Source organism: Bacillus sp. FJAT-49711 (assembly GCF_018343715.1).
Classification (GTDB): domain Bacteria; phylum Bacillota; class Bacilli; order Bacillales; family Bacillaceae_C; genus Lederbergia.
On the sequence record NZ_JAGYPL010000002.1, the window covers coordinates 1,163,313 to 1,181,146 of the forward strand.

13 protein-coding genes are annotated in these 17,834 nt (G+C 38.8%); 10 read left to right on the forward strand and 3 right to left on the reverse strand.

Going from position 1 to position 17,834, the window contains the following annotated elements:
* The first annotated feature begins 25 nt into the window (after positions 1–25).
* The 9 genes from KHA96_RS12960 to KHA96_RS13000 all read left to right on the forward strand — a co-directional run bounded on the left by KHA96_RS12960 (position 26) and on the right by KHA96_RS13000 (position 12,425).
* A complete protein-coding gene (locus KHA96_RS12960) occupies positions 26–1,591 on the forward strand; it encodes a glycoside hydrolase family 43 protein (RefSeq protein ID WP_213129679.1) in 1,566 nt (521 codons plus the stop codon).
* A 39-nt stretch (positions 1,592–1,630) separates the two neighbouring features.
* Positions 1,631–3,115 (forward strand): alpha-N-arabinofuranosidase, encoded by a 1,485-nt coding sequence (locus KHA96_RS12965; RefSeq protein ID WP_213129680.1) that lies wholly within the window; start codon positions 1,631–1,633, stop codon positions 3,113–3,115.
* Between the two features lie 11 nt (positions 3,116–3,126).
* Positions 3,127–3,387, forward strand: coding sequence for a DUF6171 family protein (locus tag KHA96_RS12970; RefSeq protein ID WP_213129681.1), 261 nt, complete (start codon positions 3,127–3,129; stop codon positions 3,385–3,387).
* 43 nt (positions 3,388–3,430) lie between these two features.
* Positions 3,431–4,936 carry an arabinosylfuranosidase ArfA gene (gene arfA, locus KHA96_RS12975; RefSeq protein WP_213129682.1) on the forward strand — a complete coding sequence of 502 codons (1,506 nt, stop codon included), beginning with the start codon at positions 3,431–3,433 and terminating at the stop codon, positions 4,934–4,936.
* Between the two features lie 455 nt (positions 4,937–5,391).
* A complete protein-coding gene (locus KHA96_RS12980; protein ID WP_213129683.1) occupies positions 5,392–6,747 on the forward strand; it encodes an ABC transporter substrate-binding protein in 1,356 nt (451 codons plus the stop codon).
* A 225-nt stretch (positions 6,748–6,972) separates the two neighbouring features.
* Positions 6,973–7,914 (forward strand): carbohydrate ABC transporter permease, encoded by a 942-nt coding sequence (locus KHA96_RS12985; RefSeq protein WP_213129684.1) that lies wholly within the window; start codon positions 6,973–6,975, stop codon positions 7,912–7,914.
* Positions 7,915–8,754, forward strand: coding sequence for a carbohydrate ABC transporter permease (locus KHA96_RS12990; protein ID WP_213129685.1), 840 nt, complete (start codon positions 7,915–7,917; stop codon positions 8,752–8,754).
* 30 nt (positions 8,755–8,784) lie between these two features.
* Positions 8,785–9,405: a YesL family protein gene (locus tag KHA96_RS12995; protein WP_213129686.1), complete on the forward strand. Its 621-nt coding sequence runs from the start codon at positions 8,785–8,787 to the stop codon at positions 9,403–9,405.
* A 185-nt stretch (positions 9,406–9,590) separates the two neighbouring features.
* Positions 9,591–12,425 (forward strand): LamG-like jellyroll fold domain-containing protein, encoded by a 2,835-nt coding sequence (locus tag KHA96_RS13000; protein ID WP_213129687.1) that lies wholly within the window; start codon positions 9,591–9,593, stop codon positions 12,423–12,425.
* A gap of 217 nt (positions 12,426–12,642) precedes the next feature.
* Here the strand turns inward: KHA96_RS13000 and KHA96_RS13005 are convergent, their stop codons facing one another.
* The 3 genes from KHA96_RS13005 to KHA96_RS13015 all read right to left on the reverse strand — a co-directional run bounded on the left by KHA96_RS13005 (position 12,643) and on the right by KHA96_RS13015 (position 15,329).
* Positions 12,643–13,671, reverse strand: coding sequence for an anti-sigma factor domain-containing protein (locus KHA96_RS13005; protein ID WP_213129688.1), 1,029 nt, complete (start codon positions 13,669–13,671; stop codon positions 12,643–12,645).
* On the reverse strand, positions 13,668–14,423 hold the full coding sequence (gene sigI, locus KHA96_RS13010) for an RNA polymerase sigma-I factor (protein WP_213129689.1): 756 nt from the start codon (positions 14,421–14,423) through the stop codon (positions 13,668–13,670). The genes KHA96_RS13005 and sigI overlap by 4 nt, the downstream gene beginning before the upstream one ends.
* A gap of 90 nt (positions 14,424–14,513) precedes the next feature.
* Complete coding sequence (locus KHA96_RS13015) at positions 14,514–15,329, reverse strand: hypothetical protein (RefSeq protein ID WP_213129690.1); 816 nt, start codon at positions 15,327–15,329, stop codon at positions 14,514–14,516.
* Positions 15,330–15,925: 596 nt separating this feature from the next.
* Here KHA96_RS13015 and KHA96_RS13020 point away from each other — a divergent pair.
* Positions 15,926–17,818: an ABC transporter substrate-binding protein gene (locus KHA96_RS13020; RefSeq protein WP_213129691.1), complete on the forward strand. Its 1,893-nt coding sequence runs from the start codon at positions 15,926–15,928 to the stop codon at positions 17,816–17,818.
* Positions 17,819–17,834: the final 16 nt, after the last annotated feature.

Sequence of the window (17,834 nt, forward strand, 5' to 3'; positions counted from 1 at the left end):
ATTCGTGTAGAAAAGGGTTGTTGCAATGGAAAAGCAAGCCTATCAAGGTGTTGCACTAAAAGTTGAAAATCCCATTACTTGGTCAGATGTTCCGGATATAGATGTCATCAGGGTTGGCGATGTTTATTACATGTCTAGTACAACTATGCATATGAATCCTGGTGTTCCGATTATGAAATCAGAAGACCTCATTCAATGGGAAATTGTCAATTACGTCTATGACATCTTGGAAGAAAATGATGAACAACTCCTCAACTATGGAAAGAACGAATATGGACAAGGGTCATGGGCGAGCAGTCTTAGATTTTATAACGATACATTTTATCTAGCAGTCGCGTCCTTCAGTACAGACAAAACATATATTTTTCAAACGAAGGATATTGAAAATGGTGATTGGAAAAAATCATCACTCAATGGTGTATATCATGACATGTCCCTTCTTTTTGATGAGGGGCATGTGTACATGATTTATGGCGGCGGAGATATTAAAGTGATAGAGCTTACTTCTGATGCCACTGCGATAAAAGAAGGAGGGCTCAATAAAGTCATTATCCCGAATGCTAGTTTGATTGCAGGTCCGAATGTGGGGCTGCCTGCTGAAGGAGCACATATTCAAAAGATTAATGAAAAGTATTATGTCTTTCTCATAACCTGGCCAAAGGGAGCAGGGCGCACGCAATTAATGTTCAGATCAGACAGCATTGATGGGGAGTATGAAGGGCGGATTGCTTTAGATGACGCTGGTATTGCACAAGGTGGAATTGTCGATACGACAGGTGGAGATTGGTATGCAATGTTGTTTCAGGATTGTGGTGCAGTAGGGCGAACTCCTTTCATCGTTCCTGTTGAATGGGAAGATGAGTGGCCGATTCATAAGAATGTTTATGACATAAAACACGCTTCCTCAAACAGTGTCATACCAGCGATTGTAGCATCAGATGAATTTGATCAAGCCTTAGAAAATCGTAATCTTTCATATGTGAAAAATATTGAAGTTTTACAAGATCAAGGGTTAAAACTCCCGCTTGTATGGCAGTGGAATCACAATCCAGATCCTGCATGCTGGTCCTTAACGGAACGGCCAGGGTATTTAAGACTTAAAAATGGTAGATTAAGCGACAGTATCCTCGATGCTAGAAACATATTAACCCAGAGAACATTTGGCCCAGAATGTTCGGGGCGAGTTGCTGTTGAGATTAATCATATGAATGATGGGGACTTTGCAGGACTGGCAGGATTACAAGAAAACTGTGGGTTTGTAGGCGTCAAAGCCACAAGTAATAAACATTATATCGTAATGGTTTTAGGTAATTCCAAGGAAAAACAAGAAATCGAAGCGATACCGATTACGACTAATCGAATCTATTTCAAAGTAGACTTTGATTTTAAAAATATGATAGATCAAGCTTATTTCTATTACAGTGTGAATGAAGTGGAATGGCACTCAATTGGAAAGCCTCTAAAGATGAAATATACAATCCCGCATTTTATGGGATATCGCTTTGCCTTATTTAATTATGCAACGAAAACAAGTGATGGATTCGTTGATTTTGATTATTTCCGTGTAAATAAAACGATTTCTAAGAAATGAAATATTTTTAAACAATACGTATTCGAAAAGGAGAAATCAATGGGAAACAACGTCATTATTAACGCAGATGTAGAAAAAGCTACGATTAATAAAAACATTTACGGTCATTTTGCTGAGCATTTGGGCAGAGGGATTTACGAAGGTATTTGGGTAGGCGAGGATTCTCCGATTCCGAACACAAATGGAATACGCAATGACGTGTTTGAAGCTTTGAAGCATTTAAACATACCTGTTCTACGATGGCCGGGCGGCTGCTTTGCAGACGAATATCATTGGAAAGATGGAATTGGTCCTCGTGAAAATCGTAAACGCATGATCAATACGCACTGGGGCGGAGTTTTAGAAAATAATCACTTCGGAACGCATGAGTTCATGATGCTTTGTGAAATGCTGGAAACGGAACCTTATATTTGCGGAAATGTTGGAAGCGGTACCGTGCAGGAAATGTCTGAATGGGTGGAATATATGACATTTGACGGTGAATCTCCAATGGCTAATATGCGGAGAGAAAATGGTCGCGATGAGCCTTGGAAGCTGAAATACTTCGGTGTTGGAAATGAGAACTGGGGCTGCGGGGGGAATATGCGTCCAGAATATTATGCCGATTTGTACCGCCGTTATCAGACGTATGTCCGCAATTACGGAGATAACCGTATTTATAAAATTGCCGGTGGTGCCAATGTCGATGACTATAATTGGACAGAAGTGTTAATGAAAAATGCTCATTGGATGATGGATGGATTAAGCCTACATTACTATACAATCCCGGGAGATTGGTCGAATAAAGGATCAGCAACGGACTTTCCTGAAAATGAATGGTTTACGACATTAAAGAAAGCTCTTCATATGGACACGCTCATCTCTAAACATAGCACGATTATGGACAAATATGATCCAGCGAAAAGAGTTGGCTTAATCATTGACGAATGGGGTACATGGTTTGATGCAGAGCCAGGCACAAACCCAGGATTTCTTTATCAGCAAAATACAATCCGTGATGCACTTGTAGCAGGTATCCATTTTAATATTTTCCATGCTCATGCGGACCGTGTGCAAATGGCGAATATCGCCCAAACGATTAACGTATTACAGGCAATGATTTTAACGGAAGGCGAAAAAATGCTCTTAACACCAACATACCATGTATTTGAAATGTTTAAGGTTCATCACGATGCTTCCTTGCTATCAGTTGAATCTTCCTTTGAAAATTATGAACTGGATGAAGAAGCATTGCCGCAAGTTACCGTTTCTGCTTCAAAAGATTCCACTGGAAAAGTTCATATAAGTCTATGTAATCTCGACCATCAAAGTCAATCCGATGTTAACATCGATCTGCGCGGAATCAATTTATCATCCGCTACTGTAAGTGGACGTATTTTAACAGCTGATCAAATGAATGCCCATAACACATTCGAACAGCCAGAAAATGTAAAACCATCAGATTTTACGAAGATTAAAAAAGAAGAGCAATCCTTATCCGTCACTCTCCCTCCAATGTCTGTCGTTATATTGGCAGTAGAATAAGAGAGTGTAAGATGAGTCTTTGTAAAGGTTGTACTCATAATGTCATTGTTTCACAGGAAGTCTTGCAAGAATTGATACAGGATGCTGAAAAAGAAGGCATAAAAATTGTTTCAGAAGAAGTATTTGAAAAACGTCTCAACATGTGTAACAGCTGCCCTTCTCTTCAATATGAAACAACTTGTATGCATAGCGGCAGTCTCATTCATTATAGAGCAAAGCTTGAAGCAAGCACTTGTCCATATCCACAAGGTTCAAAATGGCTCGGAGCGTAATGTACGCCGCGAGTCTTGCGAATAAAAAGAGAGGATGAAAAAAATGACTAGTAAAAAAGCTAAAATGATTGTCGAAAAGGATTTTAAAGTGTCCGAGGTAGATAAGCGAATTTATGGTTCTTTCGTAGAGCATCTTGGACGAGCTGTCTATGGCGGAATTTATGAACCAGATCATCCAGAGGCTGATGAAAATGGATTCCGTAAGGACGTTATTGAACTTGTGAAAGAACTGGATGTTCCACTAATCCGTTACCCAGGTGGAAACTTCGTATCCGGTTATAACTGGGAGGATGGTATTGGACCGAAAGAAAATCGTCCACGCCGCTTGGAACTTGCTTGGCGCACAATTGAAACGAATGAACTTGGTACAAATGAATTTGTTGATTGGGCAAAACTCGTAAATGCAGATGTAAATATGGCTGTAAACCTTGGAACAAGAGGAATTGAAGAAGCTAGAAATCTACTTGAATACTGCAACCATCCATCAGGTACATACTACAGTGATTTGCGTATTTCTCATGGCTACAAAGAGCCACATAAAATTAAAACATGGTGTCTTGGAAATGAAATGGATGGTCCTTGGCAAATCGGCCATAAAACCGCGCATGAATACGGAAGACTAGCAAATGAAACTGCAAAAGTCATGAAGCTTGTCGATCCGTCAATTGAGTTAGTCGCTTGCGGAAGCTCACATCGTCATATGCCGACATTTGCGGAATGGGAAGCAACTGTCCTTGATCATACGTATGAAAACGTCGAATTTATTTCCCTTCATCAATATTACGGAAATCGTGACAACGATATAGCTAACTACCTTGCACAATCGCTTGGAATGGATGATTTTATCAAATCCGTCATTTCAATTGCCGATTATATTAAAGCGAAAAAACATAGTAAAAAGACAATCAATCTTTCATTCGACGAGTGGAATGTTTGGTATCATTCCAATGCGGCTGACCGCAAAATCGATCCTTGGACGATTGCACCACCTCAACTTGAGGATATTTATAATTTCGAAGATGCTTTATTAGTAGGTTCAATGCTCATTACTCTACTAAAGCATGCAGACCGAGTCAAAATTGCTTGTATGGCTCAGCTTGTTAATGTTATCGCGCCAATCATGACGGAAAATGGCGGTCCAGCTTGGAAACAAACAATCTTCTATCCATATATGCATGCTTCAAAATATGGAAGAGGGGTTGTATTGAATCCGATCGTATCAAGTCCGAAATATGATAGTAAAGATTTTACAGATGTGCCTGTTCTTGATACGACTGCCGTTTACAACGAGGAAAATGATGAACTTACAATTTTTGCAGTAAACCGCGATCTTGAAGATAGCCTTTTATTAGAATGCGATATTCGTAACTTCGAAGGCTATAAAGTGGCAGAGCATATCGTCCTTGAAAATAATGATTTAAAACAAGTTAATACTGCAACATCCCAAGCAGTTGCTCCACACAATAATGGCGATGCGACTAATGATAATGGTCGAGTAACAGCTACTCTGCCAAAACTGTCTTGGAACGTTATTCGTTTGAAAAAGTAATTTTTCCATAAGGGAGGGGGGAACCTCCCCTTCCTAATTAACATTTTCGGATGTCTCCTTCGTTGCCCAAACCTTGCTTCTTTGCCCTTACTTATTATGGTCAATAAGAAATGATTAGACTCTCTGACTGACTTCTACCAATTTCACCTTTGAAACGGACACTGTTACGTATAAATTTTCATGAAAAGAACCACCTACTTTTTAATGTGAGTCATACGTACTATTGACTTCTGCAGGAAAAGCTTGAAAATGTCGAAAAAAGTTATATCTAAATTGCCTGATTATTTCGTATAAATGGTTGACGGGGTTTCTGTCTAGTGATAACATGTTCGTACAGGTTATCGTTTCATCCTTGTTACTTGTACACCTTTATGACGTGAGGAAACCACTAAAAAGGAGGAGGGTTTAATCTTAAATATATTGTAAGTGCTTTCATCCAATTGGGGGGGATAATGATGAAGAAGAAAGCTCTGCTAGCATTACTTTTCGGAGTAATAGCTTTATTATTAGTTGCTTGCGCAGGTGAAAGTTCGGGTGGTTCAAGTGATTCAGGTGGCTCCGGGGATGCGGAAGAAACGGTTGTTATTGGAGATGATGTTGAAGGTGCAACTGAATTATCATTCTGGACATTCGCATCATTGCACATGGAATTTTTTGAAGATGCCGTTCCACGTTGGAATGAAGCAAATCCAGACAGGCCCATAACATTGAAAGCGGAAACCTTCCCTTATGATCAAATGCACAACAACTTACTACTAGCCTTACAATCTGGTACAGGTGCACCAGATATCGTTGATATTGAAATTAGCCGTTTCCCGAATTATCTGCAAGGGGAACCTCAACTACTGCCAATGAATCAGTTTGTTGAACCTGAAATAGATAATTACGTTCAATCTCGTTTTGAAATTTACAGTAAAGACGGGCAGTATTATGGTATGCCAACCCATGTTGGCGCTTCCGTAATGTATTATAATACTGAAATTATGGATGCAGCTGGTGTCGATATTGATTCAATCAAAACTTGGGATGATTTTGTAGAAGCTGGTAAAAAAGTAATCGCAAATACAGATTCTATGATGTACAACGTTGTGACTGATGACTATATTCCGTTATGGTCAATGATTAGTCAACGTGACTCGGATTGGTTTGATAAGGATGGCAAACTTACGCTTGATAATCAAGCTAATATTGACACACTTCAATTCTTACATGACATGCTTTATGTGCATAAAATTGCAGAAATTACCCCAGGTGGTCAACCACATGCTGAAGAATTTTATGCGTATTTTAATGAGGGCGGAGCGGCCGCTATTACTATGCCGATGTGGTATATGGGTAGATTTATAGAATATATGCCAGACCTTAAAGGTAAAATTGCAGTTCGTCCAATGCCAGCTTGGGAACCAGGCGGAAAACGTTCAGCTGGTATGGGTGGAACAGGTACAGTTGTAACAAACCAAACTAAGCACCCTGAACTTGCAAAAGAATTTTTAGCTTTCGCGAAACTATCTAAAGAAGCCAATATTAAATTATGGACGGTTCTAGGCTTCGATCCTCCTAGATGGGATGTTTGGGAAAGTGATGAAGTTAAAGTAGATAATAAGTTCTATCAATACTTCGGGGACAACATATTTGATGTATTGTTAGAGGTTAAAGATGAAATTAATCCGGTTAAAATCACTGAATACACTCCTGATGTCGCAACAGAAATAAATACCAATACAGTAAACAATGTAATTCGACAGCAAACACAAACGGCTGAAGAGGCATTAAAACAGTCGCAAAAAACGATTGAAGCTAATATGCAGTAATGAAAAACTAAATTGCAAGGCACATATTCATGTACCTTGCAATTTTGCTGATTCGTAAAGAATCCTAGAAATAGTTTATTTATAGACCTTTCCATTAAAAAATCCAGAATAGACCAATGTGACTCTATGATAATAACTCGTACGTACAATATAAAAAATGATTCATGCAATAAGACCATATTCAATCTATGGTTTGATTAATCTATTTAAGGAGGGATATATTTCATGTTGGAAACATCAAAAGGTACATTGCCCCAATTACCTGTTAAAAGTCCTAATAAATTCCTAACCTTTTTAAACTCTAAGAAAGTCGTCCCATATGTATTTATTGCACCATTTGTCCTTTCATTTTTGGTTTTCACCTTTTATCCATCCATTAAGGGAATGATGATGAGCTTTCAAAAAGTGTTGCCAGGGCAGGTGACATTTGTTGGATTAAGCAATTATCGAAGAATTTTTAATCCAACTTTTTATAAAGCACTTTCCAATACGTCCATTTATGTAGTCCTAACCGTAGTAATATTAGTCATTGTACCAATTATATTAGCTGTGCTGCTAGATTCAAAGTTTGTTAAATTTAAAACCACTTTCAGAGCTTCCTTATTTCTCCCAGCCTTAACTTCAACGATTGTCGCGGGTATGATTTTTCGGTTAATGTTCGGGGAAACGAATTCTGCAGTAGGTAACCAAATTATTGGTTTATTTGGATTTGCACCGATCGAATGGAAATATCATGCTTGGTCGGGGATGTTTTTGATGGTTGTCCTTTGTTGTTGGCGCTGGATGGGGGTTAATATTCTATATTTCCTAGCTGCCCTGCAAAATATTCCAGATGAATTATATGAAGCGGCCGATATAGATGGTGCAACGAGATTTCAGAAGTTTCGATTTGTTACACTTCCCTTCTTAAAACCAATCACTATATTCGTTGCGACGATTTCAGTTATTGGCGGGTTTCGGATGTTTGAAGAAAGTTTTGTTTATTGGACGGCTGGATCACCGGGTAATATTGGTTTATCCGTAGTCGGTTATATTTATCAACAAGGAATTCAACAAAATGATATGGGATTTGGTGCTGCAATTGGTGTTGTCCTGATGATCATTATTTTTATAGTAAGCGTAATTCAATTGTTACTTACCGGCGCGTTTAAAAGGAGTGATGAATAGATGAAGAAAAACAATAATATGGGACTAAAATGGGTCGCTAATATGAGCTTTGCGATCATTTCCTTAATCGCGTTGTTTCCGATTCTGATTTTATTGCTATCCTCCTTCAGACCATCATCAGAGTTGATGCGTAACGGCATTAGCTTAACATTCGACATCAGTTCATTAAACTTAGCAAACTATACGTACATATTTTCACAAGCTGCGACATATTGGGGATGGTACGGAAACAGTTTAATTATTTCAGGTCTGACGATCGTTCTTTCGCTATTTTTCTCAGCAATGGTCGGATATGCATTAGCTGTATATGATTTTAAGGGAAGAAACTTTTTCTTCATACTTGTTTTGTTTATATTGATGGTGCCATTTGAAATTTTGATGTTGCCTCTTTATCAAATGATGATTGGCTGGAAATTAATTAATACATATACGGCCGTTATGTTACCAGCTATTGTTTCGCCAATCGCCGTCTTTTTCTTTAGACAATACGCACTTGGTCTTCCGAGGGAATTAATGGACTCGGCTAGAATTGATGGATCAACTGAATATGGTATTTATTTTAAGATTATGTTCCCATTAATGGGACCTTCGTTAGCTGCGATGGCCATCCTTCTAGGATTAGGGAGCTGGAATAACTTCCTATGGCCGTTAATTGTGCTGCGCTCGAATGCCATGTTTACGCTGCCAATTGGTCTTGCTACACTCTTGACGCCATATGGAAATAACTATGATATCCTCATTGCCGGCTCAATGATGACCATCGTTCCTATCATAATATTATTTATTTTCTTCCAACGTTATTTTGTTGCCGGGTTAACGGTTGGAGGAGTAAAAGGATAGAAATTAAGGGGAAAAGGGTGACTGACAACCATGGATGGTAAACGGATTGTCTCTACACTTGATCGTTTATTTCAATGGATTATGCGCCTAGCCGCAGTGAATGGGCTATGGATTCTGTTCACTGCTTTTGGACTTTTTGCAGGTGGGGTTTTTCCGGCTACAGTGGCGGCATTAGGAGTATCGAGAAAGTGGATAATGGGGGAACAAGAACTAAAGCTTTGGAAAACATTTAAACAAATATACTTTCAAGAGTTTGTCGGTGCCAATATATTAGGTTGGATTTTGTCGATTGTCGGGGGCTTGCTGTATCTTAATTACAAAGTGCTGGCCGACGCGGCGAGTGAAATTTTATTTATCATACCATTTATGTTCTACCTTATTCTATTTTTCTATTGCATTATCCTTTTATGGACATTCCCACTGCTTGTCCATTATAAAGCTACATGGTTTCAACATTTGAGGAATGCACTTATCATCGGATTATCTAAAATACATTATACTGCCGCAAGTGGGCTTGTGATCATTAGTGTCATTTTCTTTTCCTTGGAGTTCCCTGGAATGATTCCGTTCTTTTCAATTAGTATCGCGGCATTAGGATGCATGTGGTTTTCATTAAAAATATTCCAAGGAATGGATAATAGGGTTTCTTGAATCAAAAAGAAGTCCTTAAAAATAAATCAGGTGGAAAAAACATTTTGTATTTCTCCACCTGATTCTATCGTATGAAAATACAAGATCTTATTCCTGAATCGGTCACAATAGAGACTGAATTTGTAAAAAAGTGAAAATTTTGTTCCTGAATTTCTACACTTAACTAAATAAATGGAGGCTTTTGAATGAGTAAAAAATCGGCACGTCTGCTAATGCTCGTTTTACTAACATTACTATTAGTTACTCCAAGCAGTGTAATGGGCAACGAATATGAATCTAACCAAATCGAAGGTGAAGCTCCAGTGTTTGACAATGTATCAGTACATGATCCTTCTATTATTAAAGAAGGTGACACCTATTATGTTTTCGGCACACATATTGAAGGGGCCAAATCGAATGATTTAATGAGCTGGACGAGATTTACGAATGGGTATAAAACTCCGGGCAACGCGCTTTATGGGGATCTTTCTGCTAACCTCGCGGAGTCATTTAAATGGGCAGGTGAAGATGATTCAGATAGTAAAGGTGGATTTGCCGTCTGGGCACCGGAAATCTTTTGGAATGAGCATTACATGAATGAAGACGGGTCAAAAGGTGCTTATATGATGTACTATAGCGCCTCATCCACTTATATTCGTTCCGCCATTGGCTATGCCGTTTCAAAAAATATTGAAGGACCTTATACGTATGTCGATACGATTATGTACTCTGGTTTTACTAGGGATGAGGCGTATGATGCTAATAGTGAAATCAATAAAAAATGGGATAATACGAATATAAAAGAGTTGATTGATGATGGTACATTAACCGACACAAGAGCGGGTTGGTTTAATAGTAATGGATCGTATAATAACGGAAACTTCCCAAATGCAATTGATGCAAATCTCTTTTATGACGATGCTGGAAAGCTTTGGATGACTTACGGCTCGTGGTCCGGAGGAATTTTTATCCTCGAAATTGATAAAACAACTGGAAAAGCGATCTACCCGGGGAAAGATGGAACGACTTCCGATGGAAGATTAATTGATCGCTATTTTGGGACGAAAATATCCGGTGGGTACGGAAAATCAGGTGAAGGTCCTTATGTTGTGTATGATCAAAAAATGAAATACTACTATTTGTACGTTACGACTGGATGGCTTGCAGCTGATGGTGAGTACAATATGAGGGTGTTTAGATCGACGAATCCGTCCGGCCCGTATGTAGATGCAATGGGACAAAATGCAGTTCTACCAGGAAACGTTGACCATTCTCCATATGGAAATAAAATAATGGGACACTTCTTATTTGAAAGAAACGTAGGAGACCCTGGTACAGGAATTGGATATGGGTATTTGTCGCCTGGACATAATTCCGTCTTTTATGATGAAGACGAAGGCAAACAATTTTTAGTATTCCATACACGCTTCCCGCAAAGAGGGGAAACACACGAGGTTCGCGTACACCAATTATTTATCAACAAAGATGGCTGGCCAGTTGCCGCACCATATCGCTATACAGGTGAAAAACTTGAAAAAATTAATAAAGAAGACATTGCCGGAGACTATCAATTTATTAATCATGGAAAAGATATTTCCAAGACACTAAAAAAGGCTATAACAGTCACATTAAATAAGGACGGCACCCTTTCCGGAGCGAATGGTTCATGGGAATTGGTTGACGATTATCATGCTATGGTCACGATTGATGGCAAAACATATAACGGTGTATTTTTACGTCAATGGAACTCGGTCGTTAATAAAGTGGGCATGACATTTACTGCGTTATCTAGCGAAGGTGTTTCTATTTGGGGCATAAAAACAATCGAGCGAACAGATGAAGAAATAGTTGAGCTGATTAAAAATCAGTTGACTCTTGGTGATACGAGTGCTGTCATTGCAAACTTGGAATTGCCGACAGAAGGAGCACGTGGAACGCAAATTTCATGGGAATCCTCTAACCCTGAAGTTGTATCGGCACAAGGTGTCGTGAATCGACCAGTCGCTGGAGCGGGAAATGCGACCGTCACCTTAACTGCAACTATTACAAAAGGTGATGCTACCGCTGTAAAAACATTCACGATTATTGTCCTTGCCGAAAAGGACGCCAGGTTAGTGGCTCATTATACGTTTGAAGGCGACTTATCCGATCGAACTAAAAATGTAGCTGCAGGAACTGTTACAGGGAATCGAATCGATAACAGTGGAGGCGAAATTTCATATGGAGATGGGATTGTGGGTCAAGGAGCCGATTTCGATGGAGAATCTGGCGTTAGGCTGCCAAACGGATTAATCTCCAGCAATCAATATTCTGTATCCTTTTGGCTAAACCCGGATCAGCTCACCGATTTTACAACGACTTTCTTTGGAGCAAGAACAAATGAAAATTGGGTGAGTGTTGTTCCAAAAGGTCCAGTTAATAGTGAAACGATGGTTTGGTCAGGTTCCGCTTGGTACGATGCGAATACAAGAATGCAGATTCCGAAAAATGAATGGTCTCATATCGCCTTCACAGTGGATGAAGGGAAAATCAATGTGTATGTAAATGGTGTGAACAGGTTTTCTGGAGTGGGTTTCCCGAATGTATTTACGTCGACAAACGCCGTCTTTGCATTGGGTGTAAATTATTGGGATCTTCCCTTTAAAGGCTTAATGGATGAGCTGCTTATTTATGACGGAATCGTTTTAACCGAAGAGGAAGTTAAAACATATTACAATACAGGTGAAATTCCAAGAGAGGAAAAACCGAGTATAGAATTGGTTAAAGAGCGAATCCAACAATATGTTGCGAATCCTGGCATCCGTAATTCATTGGTTGTTCAGTTGGACAACGCCCAAAGAGACTTTAATCAAATGGAAAAATTCCTCAACGAGGGCAAGGAAAAACAAGCGGAGCAATCAGAATTCAATGGATATAAAAAATTGGAACATGTCAAAGAGCGTATTGAACAGCATTCCGGTAAACATATCGAAGAGGGAAATGCCGAACAGTTGATTAGTATGATGGAATATATATTGGAAAATCAGACACCGAGTTCTTAATACTAGAAAAAAAGCAGTCTTAACATAAATCAGGTGGAAAAAAATTTGTTGTTTTTCTCCACCTGATTTTGTCGTTAGAAATACACGAATTTAATCTTGAATAGCGCCCAATCAGGACAAAGTTGTGACCAATCGACCATTTTGTTCCCGAATCGTTTTCCATCATGAAGGAGCTAAACTTGGCTAGTTTAAAGAATACTTAAATATCTTTATTGGATTACGGCTTTTTAACCTTACCCTGATTGTTTTCTTGACCTTTTCCTTTAGAGGGATGGTTTGGATTTGTCTTATTTGCATTATTTTTTGCCTCAGGCGGATGCTCTTGATTTTTAACATTTTCTTTCTTAGGATTAACCTCTTCGGTATTTTGAGTCTTTGTTATTTTTGAATTGCTTGGCTGCTTTTTTTCTTCCTGCTTTTCAATTGATTGAATATCAGGATCAGCTTGCCTATTCGGCTGCTTAGGGATGTCTTGTTCTTTTTGCGGTTTTACAGAATTTTGTTTATCCTCTTGTGCCTTTTTCTGATTTATTGGATTTACATTCTTTTGTTGTTCGGTCTCTGGCAAAAAATCCTTTTCCTCAGGTATATCAACTTGTTGTTTACTCTTTATAAATTCGTGGACGGACATTTGCTGCTCATCCGCCATCACCTTGTCCTCAGATGTGCTTTCGTTATATTCCAAGGTTAGTTCTTTATGTGCCCTTTGAATACCGCTTACTGCCTTTTCCAAAATTTCTTGAACCTTATCATTTCTTTCGCTGTCAGGAAAGATCGTCGTAATCATAACTTGTACGTCACTTGTTTGTTTCGGTGAATCCTTTATTGCACTTTCTAATACATCACGTATTGGTTTCCCTTTCCATTCATCAAAGCTGTCCTCAAGTTCAGTAGACGTTCCATTCAATTGTCGCAAGGAAATAACATGCCCTTTCTGATTTACGCCAAACTCCAAAGCCTCGCCTGACTCCAATTGGACATATGCCATCACCTTGTCTGTATTCGGAACTAAAGATGAAACGATGAAAAAGAGAAGCACTGCCGCCATCATAAGCGACCCGTAGAATAGAGGCTTTGTTTTTCTAACGAATAGAGAAGGCCCATGAAGTTGAATAAATTCAACTTCATCTCCTATTTCTGATTTTTCATCCAGAGGAATTCCTCGTAAAAATTCCCCTTTATCTGTTAGAAGTATCGTATAATATTTTTTCTTTTCGCAAACAATGCCTCTCTTTTTCCGCATCATAAAAGTTCCTCTCTTATGTATTCCTTTAAGTGCACAAAATTGCTATTAATCAACAGTGTAACCGCAATGATATATCTTCTATGTCGTTCAATTGTTTTTCTTGAAACGCTAGCGATGGGCACAAGTTCTTTAATAGGTAATTTTTTCTTATCAGTAAGATAATTATATAATTTAGGTGTTTCCGCGATGATTTGTGCGATATGAATAGCTGTTTTTCTTGAAGCGGCATGTTTCGGTGAAGATGTGGCTAAAACTTGAAATGACATACCATAGTCTTTTAGTAGTTTAGAATACTCTTTAATTTCTTCACGGCGTTCTACTGCCTGCTGTTCTTTTAAAAATGAGGAAATCGATATTTCATTAAATATGTGATGCTGATCATCTGCACTTGTTTCCCCATTTTCATCTTTTAGAGTAAAAAACGTTTCATTTCTTGTTGATTCACTTCGGATATAATCAATGAGACGTCTCCTTATGATCAAATGAGAAAAAGTTTTCAACGAAGTATTTTCTTTAGGATTAAAGTTAAGTATAGCTTCATGAAAACCCTTTAAGGCTACACTAAATTCATCATCATGCTCGTTAATGAATCGTTTACAAACTAATGAAGCTGTCTTTTTTATGAACGGAGTATACGCGATGAGAAGCTCGTTCATGACCTTCTCATCGCCTTTCTTTGCCCTCAATACAAGCTCATTCAATGCTGTATCAGACTTCTTTTTGAATACTCCTTGTATGATAGACAAAAGCATAAGTACCTCTCCGTTCTCATTAATCAACACAACATAACTGTATAGGGTAAAATGAAAATTGAAAAGCAGTTTGCCGAAATCAGTCCGTTCTTATTTCTTTTTCTCTTGCTTTTGTTGCTCTTTTTTTGCTTTTTGTTCTACTTTTAATGCTTCACGCTCGGCTTTTTGAGCTGCCTTTAATTCTTTTCTCTCTTCTAATTGCTTTGCATTCAATTGTGCTTGTGGAGCTTTCACCTGATTTTCTTTAGCAGGCTTTTCTTGTTGTACTGGTGATTCGTCCTTAATCGTTTCCTCTTTTTCTTCAGTTTGCTCTGGAGTTTCAGCTTCGGGTTGCTTGCTCTCCCATTTTTCAACTGAACGTTCCATATTACGCTTAATGGCAGCTTTTGCCGTTGGATTTTTTACTTGTTCATGGGCTTTTCCAAGAGCAGCAAGATTACCAGCCTTATAGCCTTCTGGTGTTGCTGGAAGAGAACCTTCCTCAGTTTCAGTTGCTCCTTCTTCTACTTCTCCATTTTCTTTGTCAGTTGCCTCTTCTAAGTCGCCTGCATCTTCCGCGCCTTCTCCATTTTCAGCTTCTTCTGTTGATTCTTCTTCTTTTTGAACGTCTTCTTCATCCGCATCTTCCGTTGTTCCTTGCTCGTTGTCCGCATCTTCCAATTCTGCATCTGATTCATTCTCTACATCTTCGTTAATATTATCTTTATCTACAACTATTCCATCTTCAATAACGTCATTTTCTTCTGAAGGTACATTCAGTGTTTCAGGTAATTCTTCGACTACATTAGAAGAATCTTTTTCGGATGAATCGAGTGCTTGTCCATTTGCCCAAGCATAGCCTGTTCCCGTTACCGTGAATCCAGCAACAAGTAATGCTGCTCCAACCTTTTTCAATTTGTTTTTCATTTTCAACATCACCTCGTCATTTTTTGTCTATTTTTGTAGACATATAGTTATTCGGAGGAACAACTCTTATTTAGGGGGTCGACAAAAAAATTTGTCGGAGGTGAAAATCATGCATATTAGGAATGCAAGGCAACTATGCAGGACAAAAGTTTTCATTCCGAAGCCAGTTTATCCAATAAGGGACTATGCAAGTTCCATAGTCAGTTTGCATCTTCGAATATTCCAAAAGGCCATACATTAGCTTGCGGGATTATTTGATGGGTCCTTTTATACTAGAAAAAAACACTTCACTAATTTATAGTGGAGTGTTTTTTAGTAGTCAAACTATTGTAAAAACTGAAGTGTACCTCAAAAGAAAAAGTCTAGTTCGTTATAAAGTGTAGGAAAAAGAGAATAGGGACGATTGATTATTTTTAGAATTCTGAAATTTTGATACCCATAAATGTATACATTTACTATATAATACACAATAAATATTTTAGAAGGAGAGTGATAGATTCCAATTCAATTTAAATTTGAAAGCGTTTACTAGTTGTTTAGCTACGGAATCCTCTTATCAAGTATAAAAAATTTGCAGTAGGGGGGCGGAACGAAATATGCAAAGAAGAAAACCTTTATTCATTTTACTTGTAGGACTATTACTAAGCGGAATGTTCTTAAGTGGCTGCCAAGCTTTGACTGTATCAGGAAAAGATGGAAAGCCGGAAACAGTATGGAGACAAAGTGGTGGTTGGCCAAAACCACCGTTATTTCAAGGGAATAACTTTGCGAATGGCGGTGTCGGAGCCGCTTATCCGTTTGTATTTGAAGGCTTATTTCAAAATGTTAGATTTACGGATAAACAGTATTATAGGCTTGCGGAATCGCTCGAACATCAAGGGAATAAAACAATTGTAAAAATCAAGCCCGGAGTGAAATGGCAAGATGGCAAGCCTTTTACGAGCAAGGATGTTTGGGCTTATTACACATTGAATAACGGTGCAGAAGTAACGAAGTATTTGGAGAGCGTTGAAGTGGAAGATGATTTAACAATAATCTTCAATTGGCGCGATCCTTCGCCGGCTGAGCATATGAAGCAATTATTTATTGGTCAGGATGGACATGGAACGATACCTTATCATCTGTACCAACAGTATGTCGATAAAGCAGCCGAACTTTTAAAAAAGGCCAAGCCTTTAACAGATCCTACAAAGGAAGGTCCATTTGGATTGGAGATCAAAGATAAAGTACGAGAGGATATGGATAAAAACTGGCAGGACTTTTTAAAGGCGGGTCCGGATTTTCCAGTCGGTACAGGCCCATTTATTGTTAAAAAAGTAACTTCTTCCGATATGTTACTTGAAAAAAACCCGAATTATTGGAATGTCGAAAACATTCAATTTGATAAGGTGACAATTAAAAATCCAGGTCCCGATCCTTCTGCCGGGTTTGCACTTGTCAGATCTGGAAATGTTGATTGGTTTGACGGGACGCCTCCAAGAGACATTGTCGAGTCGATTTTAAAATTAAATAAGGAGGTTGCCCATTATAAAATGCTTGATCCGGCATCTGTCGGAATGGTGTTTAATCTTGATCGTGCTCCATTTGACAACAAAGATTTCCGTAAAGCGATCGTTTATGCACTAGATCGGACGAAAATCCGAGAGATTGGAAATTTTTACGGACAGGAATCAGATGTTTCAATGGCAGGGATGCCACAATCTGAATTTGATAACTGGATCACATCCGACATTCGAAACGGGATGGAAAAGTTTACGTACAATCCTGAAAAGGCTAACGAAATATTGACGGAATTAGGTTGGAAAAAAGGATCGAATGGAATATGGCGCGACCCAGATGGTAAAGTCCATGAATTTATTATTGGCGTAAATGGGGGATGGCAAAATGGTCCAATACCAGGGCAGGTAGCTGCTGAGCAATTAACTCAGTTCGGCTTGCCCACCAAGCTCATTGCCGTTGACGGGACGGTTTATTTTGATAATGCCGCTAAGGATAAAGGGAAGTACGATATGTCAATGGACTGGGTAGACGTTTCGTGGGGATTCATGTTCCCTTGGAACTCTATGCGCAACTTCTATTGGTGGGGACTAGGAGAAATGGGGCATTTGCCAAGATATGAATCTGGTGAAAAACAAAACCAACTGAATTTACAGCTTCCGGGTCCAGACGGCAAAGTGATCGATATAGACAGAATGCTGCGGGATATCCCTTACATGGATTCTGTTGAAGAGCAAAAAGAAGCTTTATCCAAACTTGCATGGATTACAAATGAAAATGCTTTTGGTGTAGTGTTGTTTCAAAATGTCACAGGCGCATGGGCTAATTTAAAAACTGTAAAAGGATGGCCGCGAGCAGATGAAATAGAAAAATATGATCGTGATATGCCTGTTACAACTAACTTGGAAGACTTACAGGACGTGGCTGACATTAACCAAGGTTTTTCTGGAATTACACCATTTGTAGAGGGACGGTACGCACCGAAGCAATGAATTGGGAGGGATAAAG